Consider the following 15,918-nt stretch of genomic DNA (forward strand, 5'->3'; position numbering starts at 1 on the left):
GCGTTTCCCCTGGACGGAATTCGTCTCCGTACTGCCAGGTGGCACGCCCGTCGGGAGCCCATGTCATCTCCATGACGGTCCTGTTCCGTGATTGAAGTGAACCCGTCATAATTCAGGCCCCGCTCCCCCCACGGCTGACCGGAGACGCATCCGCATGAGTCCGTACACCACTACACGCCGGACCTTCCTCGCCGGCGTCCTGGGCGCCACCGCCGGAGTCGCCGTCGGCGCGACGCCTGCCCTTGCCGCCGCCCGGAAGGCGACCGGCGTCCAGGACTGGATGAGCGCCGTTCCCGACGCCACCGCGCTGCGGCGCCTCACGATCCCGGGAACGCACAACGCCGGGGCGCGGTACGGCGGTCCGTGGACGGAGTGCCAGAACACCACGATCGCCCAGCAGCTCGACAGCGGCATCCGCTTCCTCGACATACGCTGCCGGATCAGCGGAGACGCGTACGCCATCCATCACGGGGCGTCGTACCAGAACCTGAACTTCGACGATGTGCTGGGCGCCTGCCGGGACTTCCTGGCCCGGCGGCCGTCGGAGACGGTGCTGATGCGGGTGAAGCAGGAGTACTCGGAGGAGAGCGACGCCGCGTTCCGGCGGATCTTCGACCTCTACCTCGACGGCAAGGGCTGGCGCCCGCTCCTCCACCTCGATCCCGTGCTGCCGGACCTCGGCGGCGCCCGCGGCAAGGTCGTGGTGCTCGCGGACAACGGCGGTCTGCCCGGTGTCCGGTACGCCGACCCGGCGGTCTTCGACATCCAGGACGACTACATGGCGGAGCCGTTCGGCAAGTACCCCAAGATCGAGGCGCAGTTCCGCAAGGCCGCGCAGCAGCCCGGCAAGCTGTTCATGAACTACGTGAGCACCGCCGCCCTGATGCCGCCGCGCTGGAACTCCGACCGGCTCAACCCGCAGGTGCACTCGTTCCTCGACGGATCGGAGGCGGCGGGCTGGACCGGTCTCGGCATCGTCCCCCTGGACTACCCGGCGACCCGTTCCGGCCTGGTCGAGTCGTTGATCCGGCACAACCCGACGGGCTGAGCCGCACGCCTGCGCCGTCTACGAAGGCCATGTCCCCTGCTGCCGGACATGCCGCCGCATGACCACAGCGGGGATGCCGAGCGCGAGCAGGACCGGGATCGCGAGGGCGATCCCGGCCCAGAGGGCGAGGGCGAGGTAGCCGTAGGCGGCGTTCCGCGTGTCCGCGTCCGCCCGCACGAGCAGGACGAGGCTCGCGACGAACGCGGCCGCCATGAGGAACGCGACGGCGGCGGCGAGCCGGAAGAGGATGCCGGCCCACCGCCGGTAGGCGTCGCTGACCGCGGGGGCCCGCGGTGGCGCGTACGGCATGGGCACACCGGGGGCCCTGTCCGGGTGGCGGGGCGGCTGCTGGTCTGACATGGGGCCCAGTTGTACTGCGCGCGGCCCGGAAACACCAGGCCCGCCGGGCCGCCCCTTGGCCGGTCCTCACGCCCCCGGCGGTGGCTGCGGCGCGCCGGGGAGGCGGATCGATGCCACCGTGCCGCCTCCCTCCGCGGGGCTCAGGGTGACCTGGCCGCCGGCGTGCTGGACCGTCCGGGCCACGATGGAGAGACCGAGGCCGGAGCCGGGGAGCTGGCGGGCCGAGGGGGAGCGCCAGAAGCGGTCGAAGACGTGGGGGAGATCCTCGGCCGGGATGCCGGGGCCGTGGTCCCGTACGGTCAGCTCGCCGCGGTGGAGGACCACGTCGACCGTGCCGCGCGCCGGGCTGAACTTCACCGCGTTGTCGAGGACGTTGACGACCGCCCGCTCCAGGGCGGCGGGCTCGGCGCGTACGTACCAGGGGGCGAGCTCGGCGGTGATGGTGAGCTCCGGGCCGCGCAGCCGGGCGCGCTGCAGGGCGTTACGGGTGATCTCGTGCAGCGCGACCACCTGGAGGGGGCCGGGCTGGGCGGCGTCGGGGCGGGAGAGCTCCTGGAGGTCGCCGATGAGCGCGGCGAGTTCCGTCATCTGGGCCTTGACCGAGGTCATCAGCGCCTTGCGGTCGTCGGGCGGGATGGCGCGGCCCGTCTCGTCGCTGCGGGCGAGCAGCTCGATGTTCGTGCGGAGCGAGGTGAGCGGGGTGCGCAGTTCGTGGCCCGCGTCCGCGATGAGCTGGGACTGACGGTCGCGGGAGGTGGCCAGGGAGCTGGTCATGGCGTTGAAGGAGCGGGAGAGGCGCGCGATCTCGTCCTCGCCCTCGGCTGGAATCCGGATGGTCAGGTCCTCGGTCTCGGCCACGTGCTCGACCGCGTGGGCGAGGTCGTCGACCGGGCGCAGACCGGTACGGGCGATCCACAGGCCGGCCGCCCCGGCCCCGACGACGCCGATGCCGGCGACGAGGAACAGCACCCAGGCGAGCGTGGAGAGGGGGGCGGTGACCTCGCTCATGGGACGGGCGATGGAGACCGCGAGGCTCCCGGCCTGCACCCCGGGGCCCCGGACTTCGAGCGGCGTGGTGTAGACCCGCATGTCCGTGCCGTTCTCGGCCGTCTCCGTGTGCAGGGCGTAGGAACGCTGCCGCTTGGCCACCTCCAGGTCTTCCGAGCTCACCGGGAGCTTCGACGTCGCGGCCTCGGGAGCGATGCAGACCGTGCCCTGGGAGTCGATGAGCTGCACCGTCACGCCGGTGAAGCGCGGGGGCTCCTGGGAGCTGCCGCCCTGGCAGTACGTGTACAGGTCCGCCAGGTAGGGCTGGTCGACCTTGGAACCGCGCAGTGTCTTGTCCAGCTGGTGCTCCAGCTGCTGCTGCGTCACGAACCAGCACGCCGCCGCCACCGCCGCGACGGCCACCGCGACGGCCATGGCGACCAGCAGGGCGAGCCGTGAGCGCAGCGGCAGTGCGCGGAGCCGGCGGGGGAGGCCGGTCACCCGTCACCGCCGCCGGAGCGCAGGGCGTATCCGACGCCCCGGACCGTGTGCACGAGGCGCGGTTCGCCGCCCGCTTCGGTCTTGCGGCGGAGGTACATCACGTACACGTCCAGGGAGTTGGAGCTGGGCTCGAAGTCGAAGCCCCAGACCGCCTTGAGGATCTGCTCGCGGGTCAGCACCTGCCGGGGGTGGGCCAGGAACATCTCCAGCAGGGTGAACTCGGTCCGGGTGAGCTCCACCCGGCGCGTCCCCCGGGTGACCTCGCGGGTGTTCAGGTCCATGCGGAGGTCCGCGAAGGACAGCACGTCGTCGTCGGGGAGGGGCCCGCCCGCCGCGACCGCGTAGGAGCTGCGCCGCAGCAGGGCGCGGATGCGGGCGAAGAGCTCGTCCAGTTCGAAGGGCTTGACGAGATAGTCGTCGGCGCCCGCGTCGAGTCCGGTGACACGGTCGCCGACGGTGTCGCGGGCGGTGAGCATCAGGATGGGCGTGGTCGATCCGGTGGACCGGATGCGCCGGGCGGCGGTGAGGCCGTCCATGCGGGGCATCTGGATGTCCAGGACGATCAGGTCGGGGGCGTACGACTCGGCCTTGGTGAGGGCGTCGTAGCCGTCCACGGCCACCTCGGTGCCGTAACCCTCGAAGGCGAGGCTGCGTTGCAGGGCCTCGCGCACGGCGGGTTCGTCGTCGACGATCAGGACGCGCTGGGGATCGTCTTCGGCGGGGCTCATCGCTTCTTCGTCCTCTTCCTTCGTGCCGGGTGCTGTGTGCGGGGCTCTCAGCCTCGCACGGCCGCCGCGCGTCGTCGTGCGGCACGGGGCCCACGGCCGGAGCCGCTGCGGATCTCGGCCGGGCGGGGTGCGGGCGCGGCGTGCGCCGAGGCGGCCATTTCGGCCGCCAGGGCGAGCGGCAGGGCCAGACCGGACGGGCCGGTGGCCGCGGGGGTGCTGCCGGGGTTCATGGAGACCTCCTCGTCAGGAGCCGTCGCCGGCGCGCAGGGCGTCGAGGTCGGCCTTGACCGTGTTGACCGGGATGGCGAAGCCGAGGCCCACGCTGCCCGCTGCCGAGCTGCCCGAGGCGCTGGTCGAACTGGGCGCGTACATCGCGGAGTTGATGCCGATGATCTCGCCGTTCATGTTGATCAGGGCGCCGCCGGAGTTGCCGGGGTTGAGCGAGGCGTCGGTCTGGATGGCCTTGTACGTCGTCTGGGACGAGCCGGTGTCGCCGTTGAACTGCTGGCCGCCGAACTCGAACGGCCAGTTCTGGCCGCCCTGCTGTTGCTGCTGCTGGTCCTGCCCGTCCTCCTTGGCGACCGTGACGTCGCGGTCGAGGGCCGAGACGATGCCGCTGGTGACCGTGCCGGTGAGGCCCTCCGGCGAGCCGATCGCCACGACCTCGTCGCCGACCTTCACCGAGGAGGAGTCGCCGAGCGAGGCCGTCTTCAGTCCGCTCGCGCCCTGGAGCTTGATGAGGGCCAGGTCCTTGTCGGGGTCCGTGCCGACGACGTCGGCGGTGTACGACTTGCCGGTGCTGAGGGTCACCTTGATCTCGGAGGCACCCGAGATGACGTGGTTGTTGGTGACGATCTCGCCGTCCGCCGTGATGACGACGCCGGAACCGGTGGCCTCGCCCGACGAGGACGTCGCGCCGATCTCGACGATGGCGGGGGACACGGCGGCCGCCACGCCGGAGACCGTGCCGGCGCTGCTCTGCGAGACGGTGGTGCCGCTGACGACGCCGCCGGAGCCCGAGCTGCCGGAGCCGCCGCCCGCGAGTTCGCCGATGAGGGTGGCGGTGCCGCCGCCCATCGCCGCGGCGGCGATCGCCACGGCCGCGAGCAGGGCGAGCGGCCGCTTGACCCGGCGCTCGGACTTCGGGACCTCCGCGGCCGGGACGGGCGCGGGCGCCGGGGCGGGCCAGGCGTAGGCGGCGGCGGGCACCTCGGCGGTCTGCCGCTCGGGCTCGTAGGCCGGCGGCGGCGGGTAGGCCGCCTCACCACCGCCGTGCGAGGCGGTGTCGTACGAGCCGGTGCCGTGCGAGGCGCTGTCGTACGAGCCGCTGCCGTACGTGCCGCTGCCGTACGAACCGTTGTCGTGCGAGGGGGACATCGGGTACTCGCCGCTCGGGCGGTGGCTGTCGGTCATGTCTACGAGAGTGGCCAGCGAACATGAGAGCAGCCTGAGTACGCCCTGAGAAGCCCGGCAGAACCTCGTATGCCCGATATAAGGAAGCGCCCGGCTACGGCGCGGTGACCGTCGGTTCGCCGCAGCCGCACGACCGGCGCACCACCAGCGCCGACGGGAACTGCTTCAGCCGCTCGCGCCGCGACCCCGAGACCCGCAGGGAGTCGTCGAGGACCAGGTCCACGGCCGCCCTGGCCATGGCCGGACGGTCCGAGAAGACCGTCGTGAGCGGGGGATCGGTCAGTCCCGCTTCCTTCACGTCGTCGAAGCCCGCGACCGCCAGCTCACCCGGCACGTCGATCCGCAGCTCGCGCGCGGCCCGCAGCACCCCGATGGCCTGGTCGTCCGTGGAGCAGAAGATCGCCGGGGGCCGGTCGGGTCCGGAGAGCAGCTTCAGCGCCACCTGGTAGGCGTCGTAGCGGTTGTACGGGGCGTGGAAGAGCCGGCCCTCGGTCGACCGTCCGGCCTCGTGCATCGCCCGGCGCCAGCCCTCGATGTGGTCGGCGACCGGGTCACCGACCACCGGGGTCGATTCCATGCCGCCGAGGCACGCCACGTAGGCGTTGCCGTGCTCCAGGAGGTGGCGGGTGGCGAGCTGGGCGCCGCCGACGTCGTCGGTGACGACCGCGACGTCGTCGATCGCCTCGGGGCGTTCGTGCAGCAGGACCACGCGGGCGTCCCAGGCCTCTATCTCGGCCGCCGCACGCTCACTGGGGCCCTGGCTGACCAGGATCAGCCCGGAGACCCGCATGCCGAGGAAGGCCCGCAGATAGTGGACCTCGCGCTCGTCGCGGTAGTCCGAATTGCCGACGAGCACCATCTTCCCGCGCTCCGCCGCCGCCTGTTCGACGGCGTGCGCCATCTCGGCGAAGAAGGGCTGCCGGGCGTCCGGCACGATCATCCCTATGAGGTCGGTGCGCCGCGAGGCCATGGCCTGGGCGACCCGGTCGGGCCGGTACCCCAGCTCCTTGATCGCGGCGAGCACCCGCTCGCGCGTGGCCGGGGCCACCGGCCTGGGTCCGTTGTTGATGACGTAGCTGACGACCGCTGTCGAGGTCCCCGCCAGTCTCGCCACATCGTCCCGCGTCACCTTGGCCACGCGCGGCAGTCTACGCGGAGAGACCTACCGCTTGGCAGGCCGGACCGGGGCTTCTTCCGTGATCTCGGGCTCCGCGGACTGCTCCGAACGGGTGACCACGTCGTCCACGGGCTCCGGCGCCGCCTTGGCCCTCGCCTCCTCGGCTGCCCGCTCGCTCTTCTCGGCTCCCCGGTCACCCTTCTCGGGGGTGACGAAGCGGTAGCCGACGTTGCGGACGGTGCCGATCAGCGACTCGTGCTCGGGGCCGAGTTTGGCCCGCAGCCGCCGCACATGGACGTCTACCGTGCGGGTGCCGCCGAAGTAGTCGTAGCCCCAGACCTCCTGGAGCAGCTGGGCGCGGGTGAAGACCCGGCCCGGGTGCTGCGCGAGGTACTTGAGCAGTTCGAATTCCTTGAAGGTCAGGTCGAGGACCCGGCCCTTGAGCTTGGCGCTGTACGTCGCCTCGTCGACCGACAGATCGCCGTTGCGGATCTCCATGGGGGAGTCGTCGGCGGTGATCTGCTGGCGGCCGGTGGCCAGCCGCAGCCGGGCCTCGACCTCGGCGGGACCCGCGGTGTCCAGCAGGACGTCGTCGATGCCCCAGTCGGCGGTGACGGCCGCGAGGCCGCCCTCCGTCACGACGAGGATCAGCGGACAGCCGGGCCCGGTGGACCGCAGCAGCTGACAGAGCGAGCGGACCTGCGGGAGGTCGCGCCGGCCGTCGATGAGGATGACGTCGGCACCAGGGGTGTCGACGAGAGCTGGTCCCTCGGCGGGGGCGACCCGCACGCTGTGCAGCAGAAGGCCGAGGGCGGGGAGCACCTCCGTCGACGGTTGAAGGGCATTCGTCAGAAGCAGCAGTGAACTCATCGCCGCCCACCTGCCTGGGTCGTCGGTCGATCGTGCACGTTCAGCTCGCCCATTACGTCGGTCCTCCTCGTTCCCTGCGAGAGGGGCACTCCCGGGTCGGACCCGGGGGAGTATGCGGCACTGCTTCGTACTCCCGTACGACCAATTCTCTCGACGGCCGTCATACGGTTTTTACTGTGCGGTCCCGCGCCCGGGGAACGCTGAGCTTGTGGAAACGCTGCTGTAACAACGCTCGGAAAGCACAAAAGGACCCGGGGGCTGCTTTGCCCGGATCCTCTTCGCAGCAGAATAGCCCACATGAGTTCTGTGTCCGAGGGTCGTTTCCCGAGTTCTTCTGTTCCCTCGATCACGCGGGTCCCCCGGCGCACCACGTTGCCGACCGGTGACGGGGTCCGTATCGAGGCGGTGTACACCCCGTGTACGGCGGGTTCCGGGGCCGTCGGCGGCGACGGGCCGGCAGGGACCGCCATCGTCCTCGCGCACGGTTTCACCGGCTCCGTCGACCGGCCTGCCGTCCTGCGCGCGGCGGAGGTGTTCGCCCAGCGTGCGGCCGTGATCACGTTCTCCTTCCGGGGCCACGGGAAGTCCGGCGGGCGGTCCACGGTGGGTGACCGCGAGGTGCTGGATCTGGCCGCCGCGGTCGGCTGGGCGCGGTCGCTGGGACACCGCCGCATCGTTACGGTCGGCTTCTCGATGGGCGGTTCCGTGGTGCTCCGCCACGCCGCTCTGTATACGGCGCCGGAAGCCGGTGAATCCGTGGACGAGGAATCGGGAACCGCGGGGGCCGAACGGGTGGACCGGCGCACTGGGGCGCACAAGGCGCACGGGGAGCGCGCAGAGGCGCATACGGGCGCGCACACGGATGTGGTCGTCTCGGTGAGCGCGCCCGCTCGCTGGTACTACCGGGGTACGGCCCCGATGCGCCGCCTGCACTGGGTCGTCACCCGCCCTGCGGGCCGGCTCGTCGGCCGCTACGGCTTCCGCACCCGGATCCACCGCGAGGACTGGAACCCCGTGCCGCTCTCGCCGGTGGAGGCCGTCCCGCTGATCACCGCGCCCCTGCTGATCGTGCACGGCGACCGGGACCCGTACTTCCCGGTCGACCACCCGAGGATGCTGGCAGGAGCCGCAGGCGACGGGGCGGAACTCTGGCTGGAGCACGGCATGGGCCACGCGGAGAACGCCGCGGACGAGAAACTGCTGAACCGTATCGCCGACTGGACCGACTCGGCGTGATCCATGATGGACAGCCGACGTACGACGAAAGGGGTGCCGCCATGGCAGCGGGAACGATCCGCTACTGGGCCGCGGCCAAGGCGGCCGCGGGGACCGCGGAGGAGCCGTACACGGCGGAGACGCTCGCCGAGGCGCTCGACGGTGTGCGCGAGCGGCACCCCGGTGAGCTGACGCGCGTGCTGCTCCGATGCTCGTTCCTGATCGACGGGAATCCTGTGGGGACCCGCGGTCATGAGACCGTACGGCTTGCCGAGGGCGGCACGGTCGAGGTGCTCCCGCCGTTCGCAGGAGGGTGAACCGCAGACCATGAGCAACAGCGATCAGCAGTATCCGTACGACCCGGGACACGGGCAGCAGCACCAGGGACAGCAGCCCTACGACCCGGGGTACGCGCAGCAGCCGTACGACCCGGCGTACGGGCAGCAGGACCAGCAGCAGGCGTACGGGCAGCAGCCTGTGTACGGCCAGGAGCCGGCGCAGCCCGCCTACGGGCAGGAGCCCGCGCCGCAGGCGTACGGCTCGCAGCAGCCGTACGCGCGGCAGCAGCCCTCCGCCTACCCGGAGCAGGGCGCGCCCCAGGTCCCCGCCGACCAGGGCGTGACCCAGACGTGGCAGGGGCAGACCTGGGACACCCAGTACCAGCCCACGATCCAGCCGCAGCACCAGCCGGCACCCGCCCCCGCGGCCGGCCCCGCATCGATGCAGGGCGCCCAGGGCGGCTACCCGCTGCCCCCCGAGGCCCCGGCGGCCCCGCCCGTCCCGTCGGCTCCGGAGGCTCCGGCAGCCGTGCCCGCCGACGCCGGCTACGGCGCGCCCACCACCCTGGGCAACAGCCCGGTCACCGCCGCCCAGCGGGCCCGGGCCGAGGGGCGTTCGCCGATCATCGCGCCGGGGATCCAGCCCGCCGCGATCACCGCGGGCCTCGGTCTGCTCCTCGCTCTCGGCGCCGCGATCGGTCCGTACGCCCTGCTCGTGCCCCTGGTCCTGCTCCAGGCCGTGACCGCGGCGGGGTGGTTCCGGCTCAACGGCATGTGGCCGGCCAGGCAGGGCATCGCGCTCGCGTTCGCCGGCGGTGTGGCGGCCGACGCCGTGCTGCTCGCCGCAGGCCGGAGCAACGCCCCGGCGGCCATCCTCGGCACGCTCGGTGTCTGGGTGCTGCTCACCCTCGTCCTCCAGCTGCGCAGCCGGGCCGGGGCGGACGAGCGGATGTACGGCCTGACGGCCACCGTCGCGTCGGCCGCTCTCGCCGTGCTGGCCGCCGGACACCTGGCGGCCGTCCCGGACGCGGTGACGGTGGGCGCCGTCGCGGTCGCGGTGGCGGTGCTCATCAGGGCCCTGCCGCTGCCCGGACCCGTCTCGGTCGTCGTGGCGCTGCTCGCCGCGGCGGGCGCCGGCCTGGTCGCCGGGACGTTCACGGACTTCGGCGCACAGGCCGCGTTCCTCGGGTTCGCGGCGGGCGGCTGCGCGCTGATCGGCCTGCGGGTCGCGAGCTACGACTACCCGTCCCGCTTCGTGCACATGACGGCCGGGGTGGCGCTGCCGCTCACGGCCGCGGCTCCCGCCGTCTATCTGATCGGCCGTGCGATCGCCTGACGCCCGGACGTCCCTGACGTTCCCTCACTCACACTGTCCGCGCCCGGGGAACCGGCGGGGCCGCCCGCTCGTCGATCACTCCGGGCGCGCCGCACGGCGGCAGTAGGCTCACGCCCACAGGGGTCAGGCCGGTCCGAGTGGGGGAACAACAGGCATGCGCGCACTGCGAATACTGCTGATCATCGCCGTTGTGCTCGGTGGCGTCTTCGTCGCCGTGGACCGCGCCGCCGTGTATTTCGCGGAGTCGGAGGCCGAGGGACGGGTCTCCTTCGCCGGTGCCGAGGCCGGTTCGACCGAGGTCTCGATCAAGGGCTTCCCCTTCCTGACCCAGGTGGCCGGGTCCGAGCTCGACCGCGTCGATGTCACGGTCAAGGACGTCCGTGCGGGCGCGGCGGGCCGGGAGATACGGATCGGCGAGATCCGGGCCCAGCTGAGTCAGGTGACGCTGGGCGCCGGTTACACCAGCGCCACGGCTTCCCGGGCCACCGGGACGGCCGTCATCTCGTACGCGGCTCTCACCGAGGCGGCCGACGACGGCGTCACGGTCGCCTACGGGGGCGACGGCAAGGTCAAGGTCACCGGCTCGGTGCGGATCCCCCTGCTGGGCCAGACGCTCACGCGCAGCGTGCTCTCCACGGTCACCCTGGTCGACGGGGACACCGTCAAGGTGCACGCCGACGAGGTCCCGGGTGAGGGCATCCCCGGCCTGGAGGGCCTGGTCAGGAAGAAGACCGACTTCGAGCGCAGGATCGCGGGGCTGCCCGACGGCCTGAAGATGGAGAAGATCGAGGTGGCGCCGGGCGGTCTGGAGATCTCGATGACCGGCGCCGACATCCGGCTCGCCGGATGACGGCACGGCACGGGCGCCACGGGTAACACCCGGCCGGCCGGGGTAGGGGTCCGCGAAGGCGGCCCGGACGGCCGATCCAGATAATGAGACGAGCTCGTCCGTTCCGCAGATGTCCGCCGCCCGGAGGCCGCCCGTCCCCGGGCCGTCGAGGGTGTCGACCGCTCTGGCGTCTCGCATCGCGGACGATCGTGTCTCATCATCCGACACGACGGTGACATCTCCGGCCGTACCTCCCTACGATCGGACGCATGAAGCGACAGGCGGACCTCACGAAGCGGCGGGCAGTAGACCTGTGCCGCGTCGCCGCCATGCTCTGTCGCACCTTCTGAGCGGGACCCTCTCCCGTTTCCCCCCGGCCCTTCGACCACGTCAGGGCCGAACCCGTGCCTTCCGTACGCGTTCCGCTCCAAGCACCTGCGCGTACACCTCGCACTCCGCACACCGCACCACCCCGCCGCAGACTGCCCCGGAGGAGAAACACATGAGCCGCGCAGACGTTCTGGTCGACGCCGACTGGGTCGAGGCCCACATCGACGACCCGCAGGTCGCCATCGTCGAGGTCGACGAGGACACCTCGGCGTACGAGAAGAACCACATCAAGAACGCGATCCGGATCGACTGGACCAAGGACCTCCAGGACCCGGTCCGCCGTGACTTCGTCGACCAGGCCGGCTTCGAGAAGCTCCTGTCCGAGAAGGGCATCGGCAACGACACGCTGGTCGTGCTCTACGGCGGCAACAACAACTGGTTCGCCTCGTACGCGTACTGGTACTTCAAGCTCTACGGCCACGAGAACGTCAAGCTGCTCGACGGCGGCCGCAAGAAGTGGGAGCTCGACTCCCGCGACCTGACCGACGCCGTCCCGACGCGCCCGGCCACCCAGTACAAGGCCAAGGCCCAGGACGAGTCGATCCGCGCCTACCGCGACGACGTCGTGAAGGCCATCGGCAGCCAGAACCTCGTCGACGTGCGTTCGCCCGACGAGTTCAGCGGCAAGCTGCTCGCCCCGGCGCACCTCCCGCAGGAGCAGTCGCAGCGTCCCGGCCACGTGCCGAGCGCCCGCAACATCCCGTGGTCGAAGAACGCCAACGACGACGGCACGTTCAAGTCGGACGACGAGCTCAAGGCCCTCTACGAGGACGAGCAGGTCGACCTGGCCAAGGACACCATCGCGTACTGCCGCATCGGTGAGCGCTCCGCGCTCACCTGGTTCGTCCTGCACGAGCTGCTCGGCCAGGAGAACGTCAAGAACTACGACGGTTCGTGGACCGAGTACGGCTCCCTCGTGGGCGTGCCGATCGAGCTCGGCGCCAACAAGTAATTCCGCAGGACCCGATCAGCAGGACCCCGACCAGAAGGACAGAACACCATGTGTGGAGCACAGGCCGGCGGCCCCGACGCTTCGACGATCAAGCCGGGCGAGACGACCATCCAGGGCAGCGTGACCCGCGACGGCGAGCCCGTCACCGGCTACGTCCGTCTGCTGGACTCGACCGGTGAGTTCACCGCCGAGGTCCCGACCTCGGCGACCGGACAGTTCCGCTTCTACGCGGCCGAGGGCACCTGGACGCTCCGCGCCCTGGTTCCGGGCGGCACCGCCGACCGCACGGTCGTGGCGCAGACCGGTGGCCTCGCCGAGGTCGCCATCGCCGTGTAGTTCACGCGCACATACGGCCGGAGGGCCGCACCCCAGGGGGTTGGACGCCACCTGATCAGGGGTGCGGCCCTTCGTGCCGTCCGCGTTCGCGTCCGCGCCGAGGAGCTCTACCCTGGAGACATGTACGCCCGGCGCAGGCGCGTCTATTTTCTGATGATGGGCGGATGCCTCTTCCTCTTCGTCTCCGCCTGGGCCTTCGTGCGTCTGTGGTCCGTCCCGGCCGCCGTGGCGATGTGCGTGATCGCCATGGTCATACCGCCCGTCGCCGCGATCGTCGCCAACCGCCGGGGGCCCGAGGACCGTTGGTGGGACGACCCCTCCCGCGCCTCCCGGCCCCCTGATCCCCCTACCCGTGGCGAGCGGCCCCGTTCGCCACGGGAGCGGGGCACGGGTGACCGGATCTCGGACGAGTGGTGGGACGAGCTCGACGGCAGGGACCACCGCCGCTAGCGGTCAGTAGACGAGGGCCTGGGTGCCGTCCGCCATGGCCTCCTGCACGAAGACCTGGGCGCCGGCGATCCGTACGCCCTCCAGGACGTCCTTCTCCGTGATGTCGCGCCGCGCCGCGCACTGCGTGCAGAGCGTGATCCCGCCGCCCGCCAGGATCGAGTCGATCAGATCGGGCAACGGCGCGGAGTGCGGCAGTTCGAACTCGGCGGCGCGCCCCGGCAGGGCGAACCAGGCGGACTCGCCGGTCAGCCACAGCGAAACCTCGACCCCGCTGGCGACGGCCACGGCCGCCACGGTGAAGGCCTGCGAGCAGCGCTCGGCGGCATCGGCCCCGGCGGTCACCTTGATCACGAGCTTCTTCGGCATGTACCGAACTGTAATCCTCGGCGGGGCAACCTCTCCTGTGACCTGCGGGTCAGTTGTGTGCGCAGGTAATGGAACCTGCGCCTCAGGTCTCTTGGGGGGGGACCCTTTTGGAACCGAACGACACCATTCCCGAGCCGCCCGCCGCCCCGGGACGGCAGCGTCCACGGGGCCGTACGACCCTGCTGATCGCCGCCGCCGCCCTGATCGGCATCTCCGCCGGCACGGCGGTCGGCTACGGCATCCAGGCCGAGCGGCCTCCGACACCGCTGCCCGCGCTGTCGCAGGCGGAGCTGGCCTACCCGGCGAAGGCGCTTCCCGCGGACAAGGTCCCGGCCCCGCTGCCCGCCTCGCAGGACCGGCAGGTCAGGACGGACGGCGATCTGCGCAAGCTGCTGCTCGACCGTCCTGCGGGGTGGAGCGAGAACAAGGACGCGGACTGGTTGCACGACGGCTGGATGACCGTGGGCGAACTCGCGCGCGACTTCAGGGAGGAGGACTACATGTTCGAGTACTTCCTCGAGTCCGACATACGCCGCATCGCCGGTGCCGCCTGGGTGAAGGGCGCGGACCGTGAGGCCGAGATCCGGCTCGTCCAGTTCTCCTCCGGGGTGCGCACGTCCGCCGCGGACTTCGCCGGCGGCCAGCGCTCGTACATGGGGGACCCGGAGAAGGGTGCGGGCAACGAGGGCCACCCGGTCAAGGGGAGCGGTGAGGGCCGCTACTACCTCTACGAGGTGGACCGGGAGCCCGGCTACGAGCCCTTGTACCAGGCCAGGGCGCTCATGAACCGCGGCGACATCATGATCGAGATCAATCTGTTCGACAGTCGGCCGATCAGCAAGAAGGACATCCGGACGCTGGCCGAGCAGCAGTTGGAGCGCCTGTGAACGACATGAACCGGCCCGGCCCGTCCGAGACCGTCCCGCTCCCCGATCCGGCCGGCGGCCCGGAGACGCCCGGCGCCCAGGCCCCTGCCGCAGGTCCCGGACGGGCCCGGCGGATCCTGCTCACCGCGCTGCCGTTCGTGCTGGTGCTCGGAACGGTGGGCGGCGCGGCGGCGTACACGATGATCACGGTCGACGGCGCCGACCGCAGCGTGGAGACCACCGCCTGGAAGGTGTCCGAGCGCAAGCCCGGCAAGGATCCCGCGCGGGACACGAGCCGGGGGAGGGCGGACACCGCGCTCAGCAAGCTGCTGCTGCCCGTGCCCGACGGTTACCGGCTCGGCCCGGACGACGGGGAGCACGGAAACGACGACGAGGTGGACGGCGAGCGGGCCGTCGCCGTGGCGAAGGAGTCCAACCGCGGGCTCGCGGGCAAGGAGCGCCGGGAGTACGACAAGCGGATCGACAAGCTCCGCATCCAGGGCCTTGCCGTCCGCTCGTACGTGTCCCAGGAGAACGACCTGGAGGTGCACGCCGAGATCATGCGGATGAAGGACAAGAAGGCCGTGCGGGACTTCTACACCTTCCAGACGGGGCTGTTCGACGCCCTCGGGATCTTCCGCGACGGCCCGAAGGTGAAGGGGCACACCCGGAAGGCGGCCTGCTACCTGCAGCCCAAGGACAGCGACAGCGAGATCGAGGACATGGTGTGCGCGGCGTACGACGGTGAGCTGAGCATCAGCTACTCGGCATCGGGCATCAAGCCCGTCGACAAGGCGGCCGTCGCCGAGCTTCTGAAGGACCAGCTGGACCACATCACGTCCCCTGGGGAGTACATATGACCGAGCAGACGGCCGAACCCACCGACGCGGCCGCTCCCGCACCGGCCCCCCTTCCCGCGGCCGCCCCGCCTCCGGCCCCGCAGGACCCGCCGCTGACCCCCGCGGAGGACTCCGCGCCCGCGGCGCCCCGCCCGCCGCGCCGCGTCCTGCGGGCGGCCCTTCGGTGGACGGCCGCCGTGCTGGTGCTCGGCGGGCTCGGCACGGGCACGGCCGCCGGCATCACAGCGATGGAACGCACCGACGTGCCGGGCCTCGCCACCCGGGACGACGGGCGCTGGGACTACCCGGCGCTGAGCCTTCCGGCGCTGCCCGCCGGTGCGCCCCGGCCCTTCGCCGACTTCAACGCCGCGGAGGTCCACCACGCGGACCTGCGGCGACTGCTGCTGCCCGCCCCGGCCGGGGCCACCGTGGACAAGAAGCTCGACGGCGGCTGGGTGGACATCGCTCGTTACGTCGCCGAGTACGCCAAGGATGACCGGGCCGCTCTGACCGAGCAGCTCGAGAACTCAGCTCTGCGTCACATAGCGGCCCGTGGCTGGACCATGCCGGACGGCACCTCGTCCCGGGTCTATCTGCTCCAGTTCAACTCGGTGGCCTACTCCACCGAGTTCCAGGACAACCTCTTCGACAACGGCTCCCTGCCGCTTCCCCTCGCCGGAACGGCCGAACCCGCAGTCGACGAGGGGTGGAACGCCACCGCCGGAGCGGAATTCACCATGGCGCACGTGTACTCCGAGCCCGAGCCCCACGGGGCCGAGCAGGTCCGCCACGCGTACGTGCTGGCCGGGGACACCCTCGCCCTCGTCGTCCATGCGCGCAAGGGCGGGGCCGGCACGGAGGCCGTTCCGTTCCACCAGACCGTCGTCCTCCAGAACCAGCTGCTGGGCTGAGCGGCCGCGCCCGCGAAGCCCCGGGCCGCCGCGCCGGGCCCCCACCCATTAGGCTGGGGGCCCGGCCGCCCGCTGCCGTCATGTCGTTCGTCCCGAGGAGCTCCCGTGCTTGAGGCTTTCTTCTCC

General features: G+C 71.6%; 20 protein-coding genes. 12 read left to right on the plus strand and 8 right to left on the minus strand.

All coding sequences use genetic code 11. The features are described 5' to 3' along the window. Positions 1-154: 154 nt before the first annotated feature. Positions 155-1,048, plus strand: a complete 894-nt coding sequence (locus tag ACIP63_RS07520; RefSeq protein ID WP_401512382.1) for a phosphatidylinositol-specific phospholipase C — start codon at positions 155-157, stop codon at positions 1,046-1,048. An 18-nt stretch (positions 1,049-1,066) separates the two neighbouring features. Here ACIP63_RS07520 and ACIP63_RS07525 read toward each other — a convergent pair whose 3' ends face one another. The 7 genes from ACIP63_RS07525 to ACIP63_RS07555 all read right to left on the minus strand — a co-directional run bounded on the left by ACIP63_RS07525 (position 1,067) and on the right by ACIP63_RS07555 (position 7,024). Then, on the minus strand, positions 1,067-1,408 hold the full coding sequence (locus ACIP63_RS07525) for a hypothetical protein (protein WP_401512384.1): 342 nt from the start codon (positions 1,406-1,408) through the stop codon (positions 1,067-1,069). A gap of 66 nt (positions 1,409-1,474) precedes the next feature. Beyond that, positions 1,475-2,896, minus strand: a complete 1,422-nt coding sequence (locus ACIP63_RS07530) for a sensor histidine kinase (RefSeq protein ID WP_401512385.1) — start codon at positions 2,894-2,896, stop codon at positions 1,475-1,477. After that, positions 2,893-3,624: a response regulator transcription factor gene (locus tag ACIP63_RS07535; protein WP_401512387.1), complete on the minus strand. Its 732-nt coding sequence runs from the start codon at positions 3,622-3,624 to the stop codon at positions 2,893-2,895. Before ACIP63_RS07535 ends, ACIP63_RS07530 begins: the two co-directional genes overlap by 4 nt. Positions 3,625-3,671: 47 nt before the next feature. Further along, positions 3,672-3,854 carry a hypothetical protein gene (locus ACIP63_RS07540; protein WP_401512388.1) on the minus strand — a complete coding sequence of 61 codons (183 nt, stop codon included), beginning with the start codon at positions 3,852-3,854 and terminating at the stop codon, positions 3,672-3,674. A gap of 13 nt (positions 3,855-3,867) precedes the next feature. Continuing rightward, positions 3,868-5,037 (minus strand): S1C family serine protease, encoded by a 1,170-nt coding sequence (locus ACIP63_RS07545; protein WP_401512389.1) that lies wholly within the window; start codon positions 5,035-5,037, stop codon positions 3,868-3,870. Positions 5,038-5,131: 94 nt separating this feature from the next. Next, positions 5,132-6,175, minus strand: a complete 1,044-nt coding sequence (locus ACIP63_RS07550; RefSeq protein ID WP_401512391.1) for a LacI family DNA-binding transcriptional regulator — start codon at positions 6,173-6,175, stop codon at positions 5,132-5,134. 24 nt (positions 6,176-6,199) lie between these two features. Further along, positions 6,200-7,024: a response regulator transcription factor gene (locus tag ACIP63_RS07555; protein ID WP_401512393.1), complete on the minus strand. Its 825-nt coding sequence runs from the start codon at positions 7,022-7,024 to the stop codon at positions 6,200-6,202. 297 nt (positions 7,025-7,321) lie between these two features. Here ACIP63_RS07555 and ACIP63_RS07560 point away from each other — a divergent pair, with 297 nt between their 5' ends. The 8 genes from ACIP63_RS07560 to ACIP63_RS07595 all read left to right on the plus strand — a co-directional run bounded on the left by ACIP63_RS07560 (position 7,322) and on the right by ACIP63_RS07595 (position 12,810). After that, positions 7,322-8,260 (plus strand): alpha/beta hydrolase, encoded by a 939-nt coding sequence (locus ACIP63_RS07560; protein WP_401512395.1) that lies wholly within the window; start codon positions 7,322-7,324, stop codon positions 8,258-8,260. A 41-nt stretch (positions 8,261-8,301) separates the two neighbouring features. Continuing rightward, the gene (locus ACIP63_RS07565; protein ID WP_099174183.1) at positions 8,302-8,556 is read left to right on the plus strand and encodes a MoaD/ThiS family protein; all 255 of its coding nucleotides are present in this window, start codon (positions 8,302-8,304) and stop codon (positions 8,554-8,556) included. 10 nt (positions 8,557-8,566) lie between these two features. Continuing rightward, entirely contained in the window at positions 8,567-9,853 is a 1,287-nt protein-coding gene (locus tag ACIP63_RS07570; RefSeq protein ID WP_401512397.1) for a hypothetical protein, read from the plus strand. A gap of 154 nt (positions 9,854-10,007) precedes the next feature. Then, complete coding sequence (locus ACIP63_RS07575) at positions 10,008-10,703, plus strand: DUF2993 domain-containing protein (protein WP_401512399.1); 696 nt, start codon at positions 10,008-10,010, stop codon at positions 10,701-10,703. A gap of 248 nt (positions 10,704-10,951) precedes the next feature. After that, positions 10,952-11,032, plus strand: a complete 81-nt coding sequence (locus ACIP63_RS07580; RefSeq protein WP_350310325.1) for a putative leader peptide — start codon at positions 10,952-10,954, stop codon at positions 11,030-11,032. Between the two features lie 152 nt (positions 11,033-11,184). After that, entirely contained in the window at positions 11,185-12,024 is an 840-nt protein-coding gene (locus tag ACIP63_RS07585; RefSeq protein WP_099174180.1) for a sulfurtransferase, read from the plus strand. A gap of 48 nt (positions 12,025-12,072) precedes the next feature. Beyond that, a complete protein-coding gene (locus ACIP63_RS07590; protein ID WP_014154938.1) occupies positions 12,073-12,360 on the plus strand; it encodes a DUF1416 domain-containing protein in 288 nt (95 codons plus the stop codon). A 120-nt stretch (positions 12,361-12,480) separates the two neighbouring features. Beyond that, a complete protein-coding gene (locus ACIP63_RS07595; RefSeq protein WP_401512401.1) occupies positions 12,481-12,810 on the plus strand; it encodes a DUF3099 domain-containing protein in 330 nt (109 codons plus the stop codon). A gap of 3 nt (positions 12,811-12,813) precedes the next feature. Here the strand turns inward: ACIP63_RS07595 and ACIP63_RS07600 are convergent, their stop codons facing one another. Beyond that, entirely contained in the window at positions 12,814-13,176 is a 363-nt protein-coding gene (locus ACIP63_RS07600) for a DsrE family protein (protein ID WP_356708026.1), read from the minus strand. Between the two features lie 107 nt (positions 13,177-13,283). On the opposite strand from ACIP63_RS07600, the gene ACIP63_RS07605 reads away from it, so the two are divergent. Genes ACIP63_RS07605 through ACIP63_RS07615 form a run of 3 tightly spaced genes read left to right on the plus strand, consistent with a single transcriptional unit; the run spans position 13,284 to position 15,792 of the window. Then, the gene (locus ACIP63_RS07605; protein WP_401512402.1) at positions 13,284-14,063 is read left to right on the plus strand and encodes a hypothetical protein; all 780 of its coding nucleotides are present in this window, start codon (positions 13,284-13,286) and stop codon (positions 14,061-14,063) included. Next, positions 14,060-14,902 carry a hypothetical protein gene (locus tag ACIP63_RS07610; protein ID WP_401512403.1) on the plus strand — a complete coding sequence of 281 codons (843 nt, stop codon included), beginning with the start codon at positions 14,060-14,062 and terminating at the stop codon, positions 14,900-14,902. Before ACIP63_RS07605 ends, ACIP63_RS07610 begins: the two co-directional genes overlap by 4 nt. Then, positions 14,899-15,792, plus strand: coding sequence for a hypothetical protein (locus ACIP63_RS07615; RefSeq protein ID WP_401512404.1), 894 nt, complete (start codon positions 14,899-14,901; stop codon positions 15,790-15,792). Before ACIP63_RS07610 ends, ACIP63_RS07615 begins: the two co-directional genes overlap by 4 nt. Positions 15,793-15,918: the final 126 nt, after the last annotated feature.

Origin of the sequence: Streptomyces sp. NPDC088746 (assembly GCF_044751065.1) — a bacterium.
Taxonomy (GTDB): domain Bacteria; phylum Actinomycetota; class Actinomycetes; order Streptomycetales; family Streptomycetaceae; genus Streptomyces.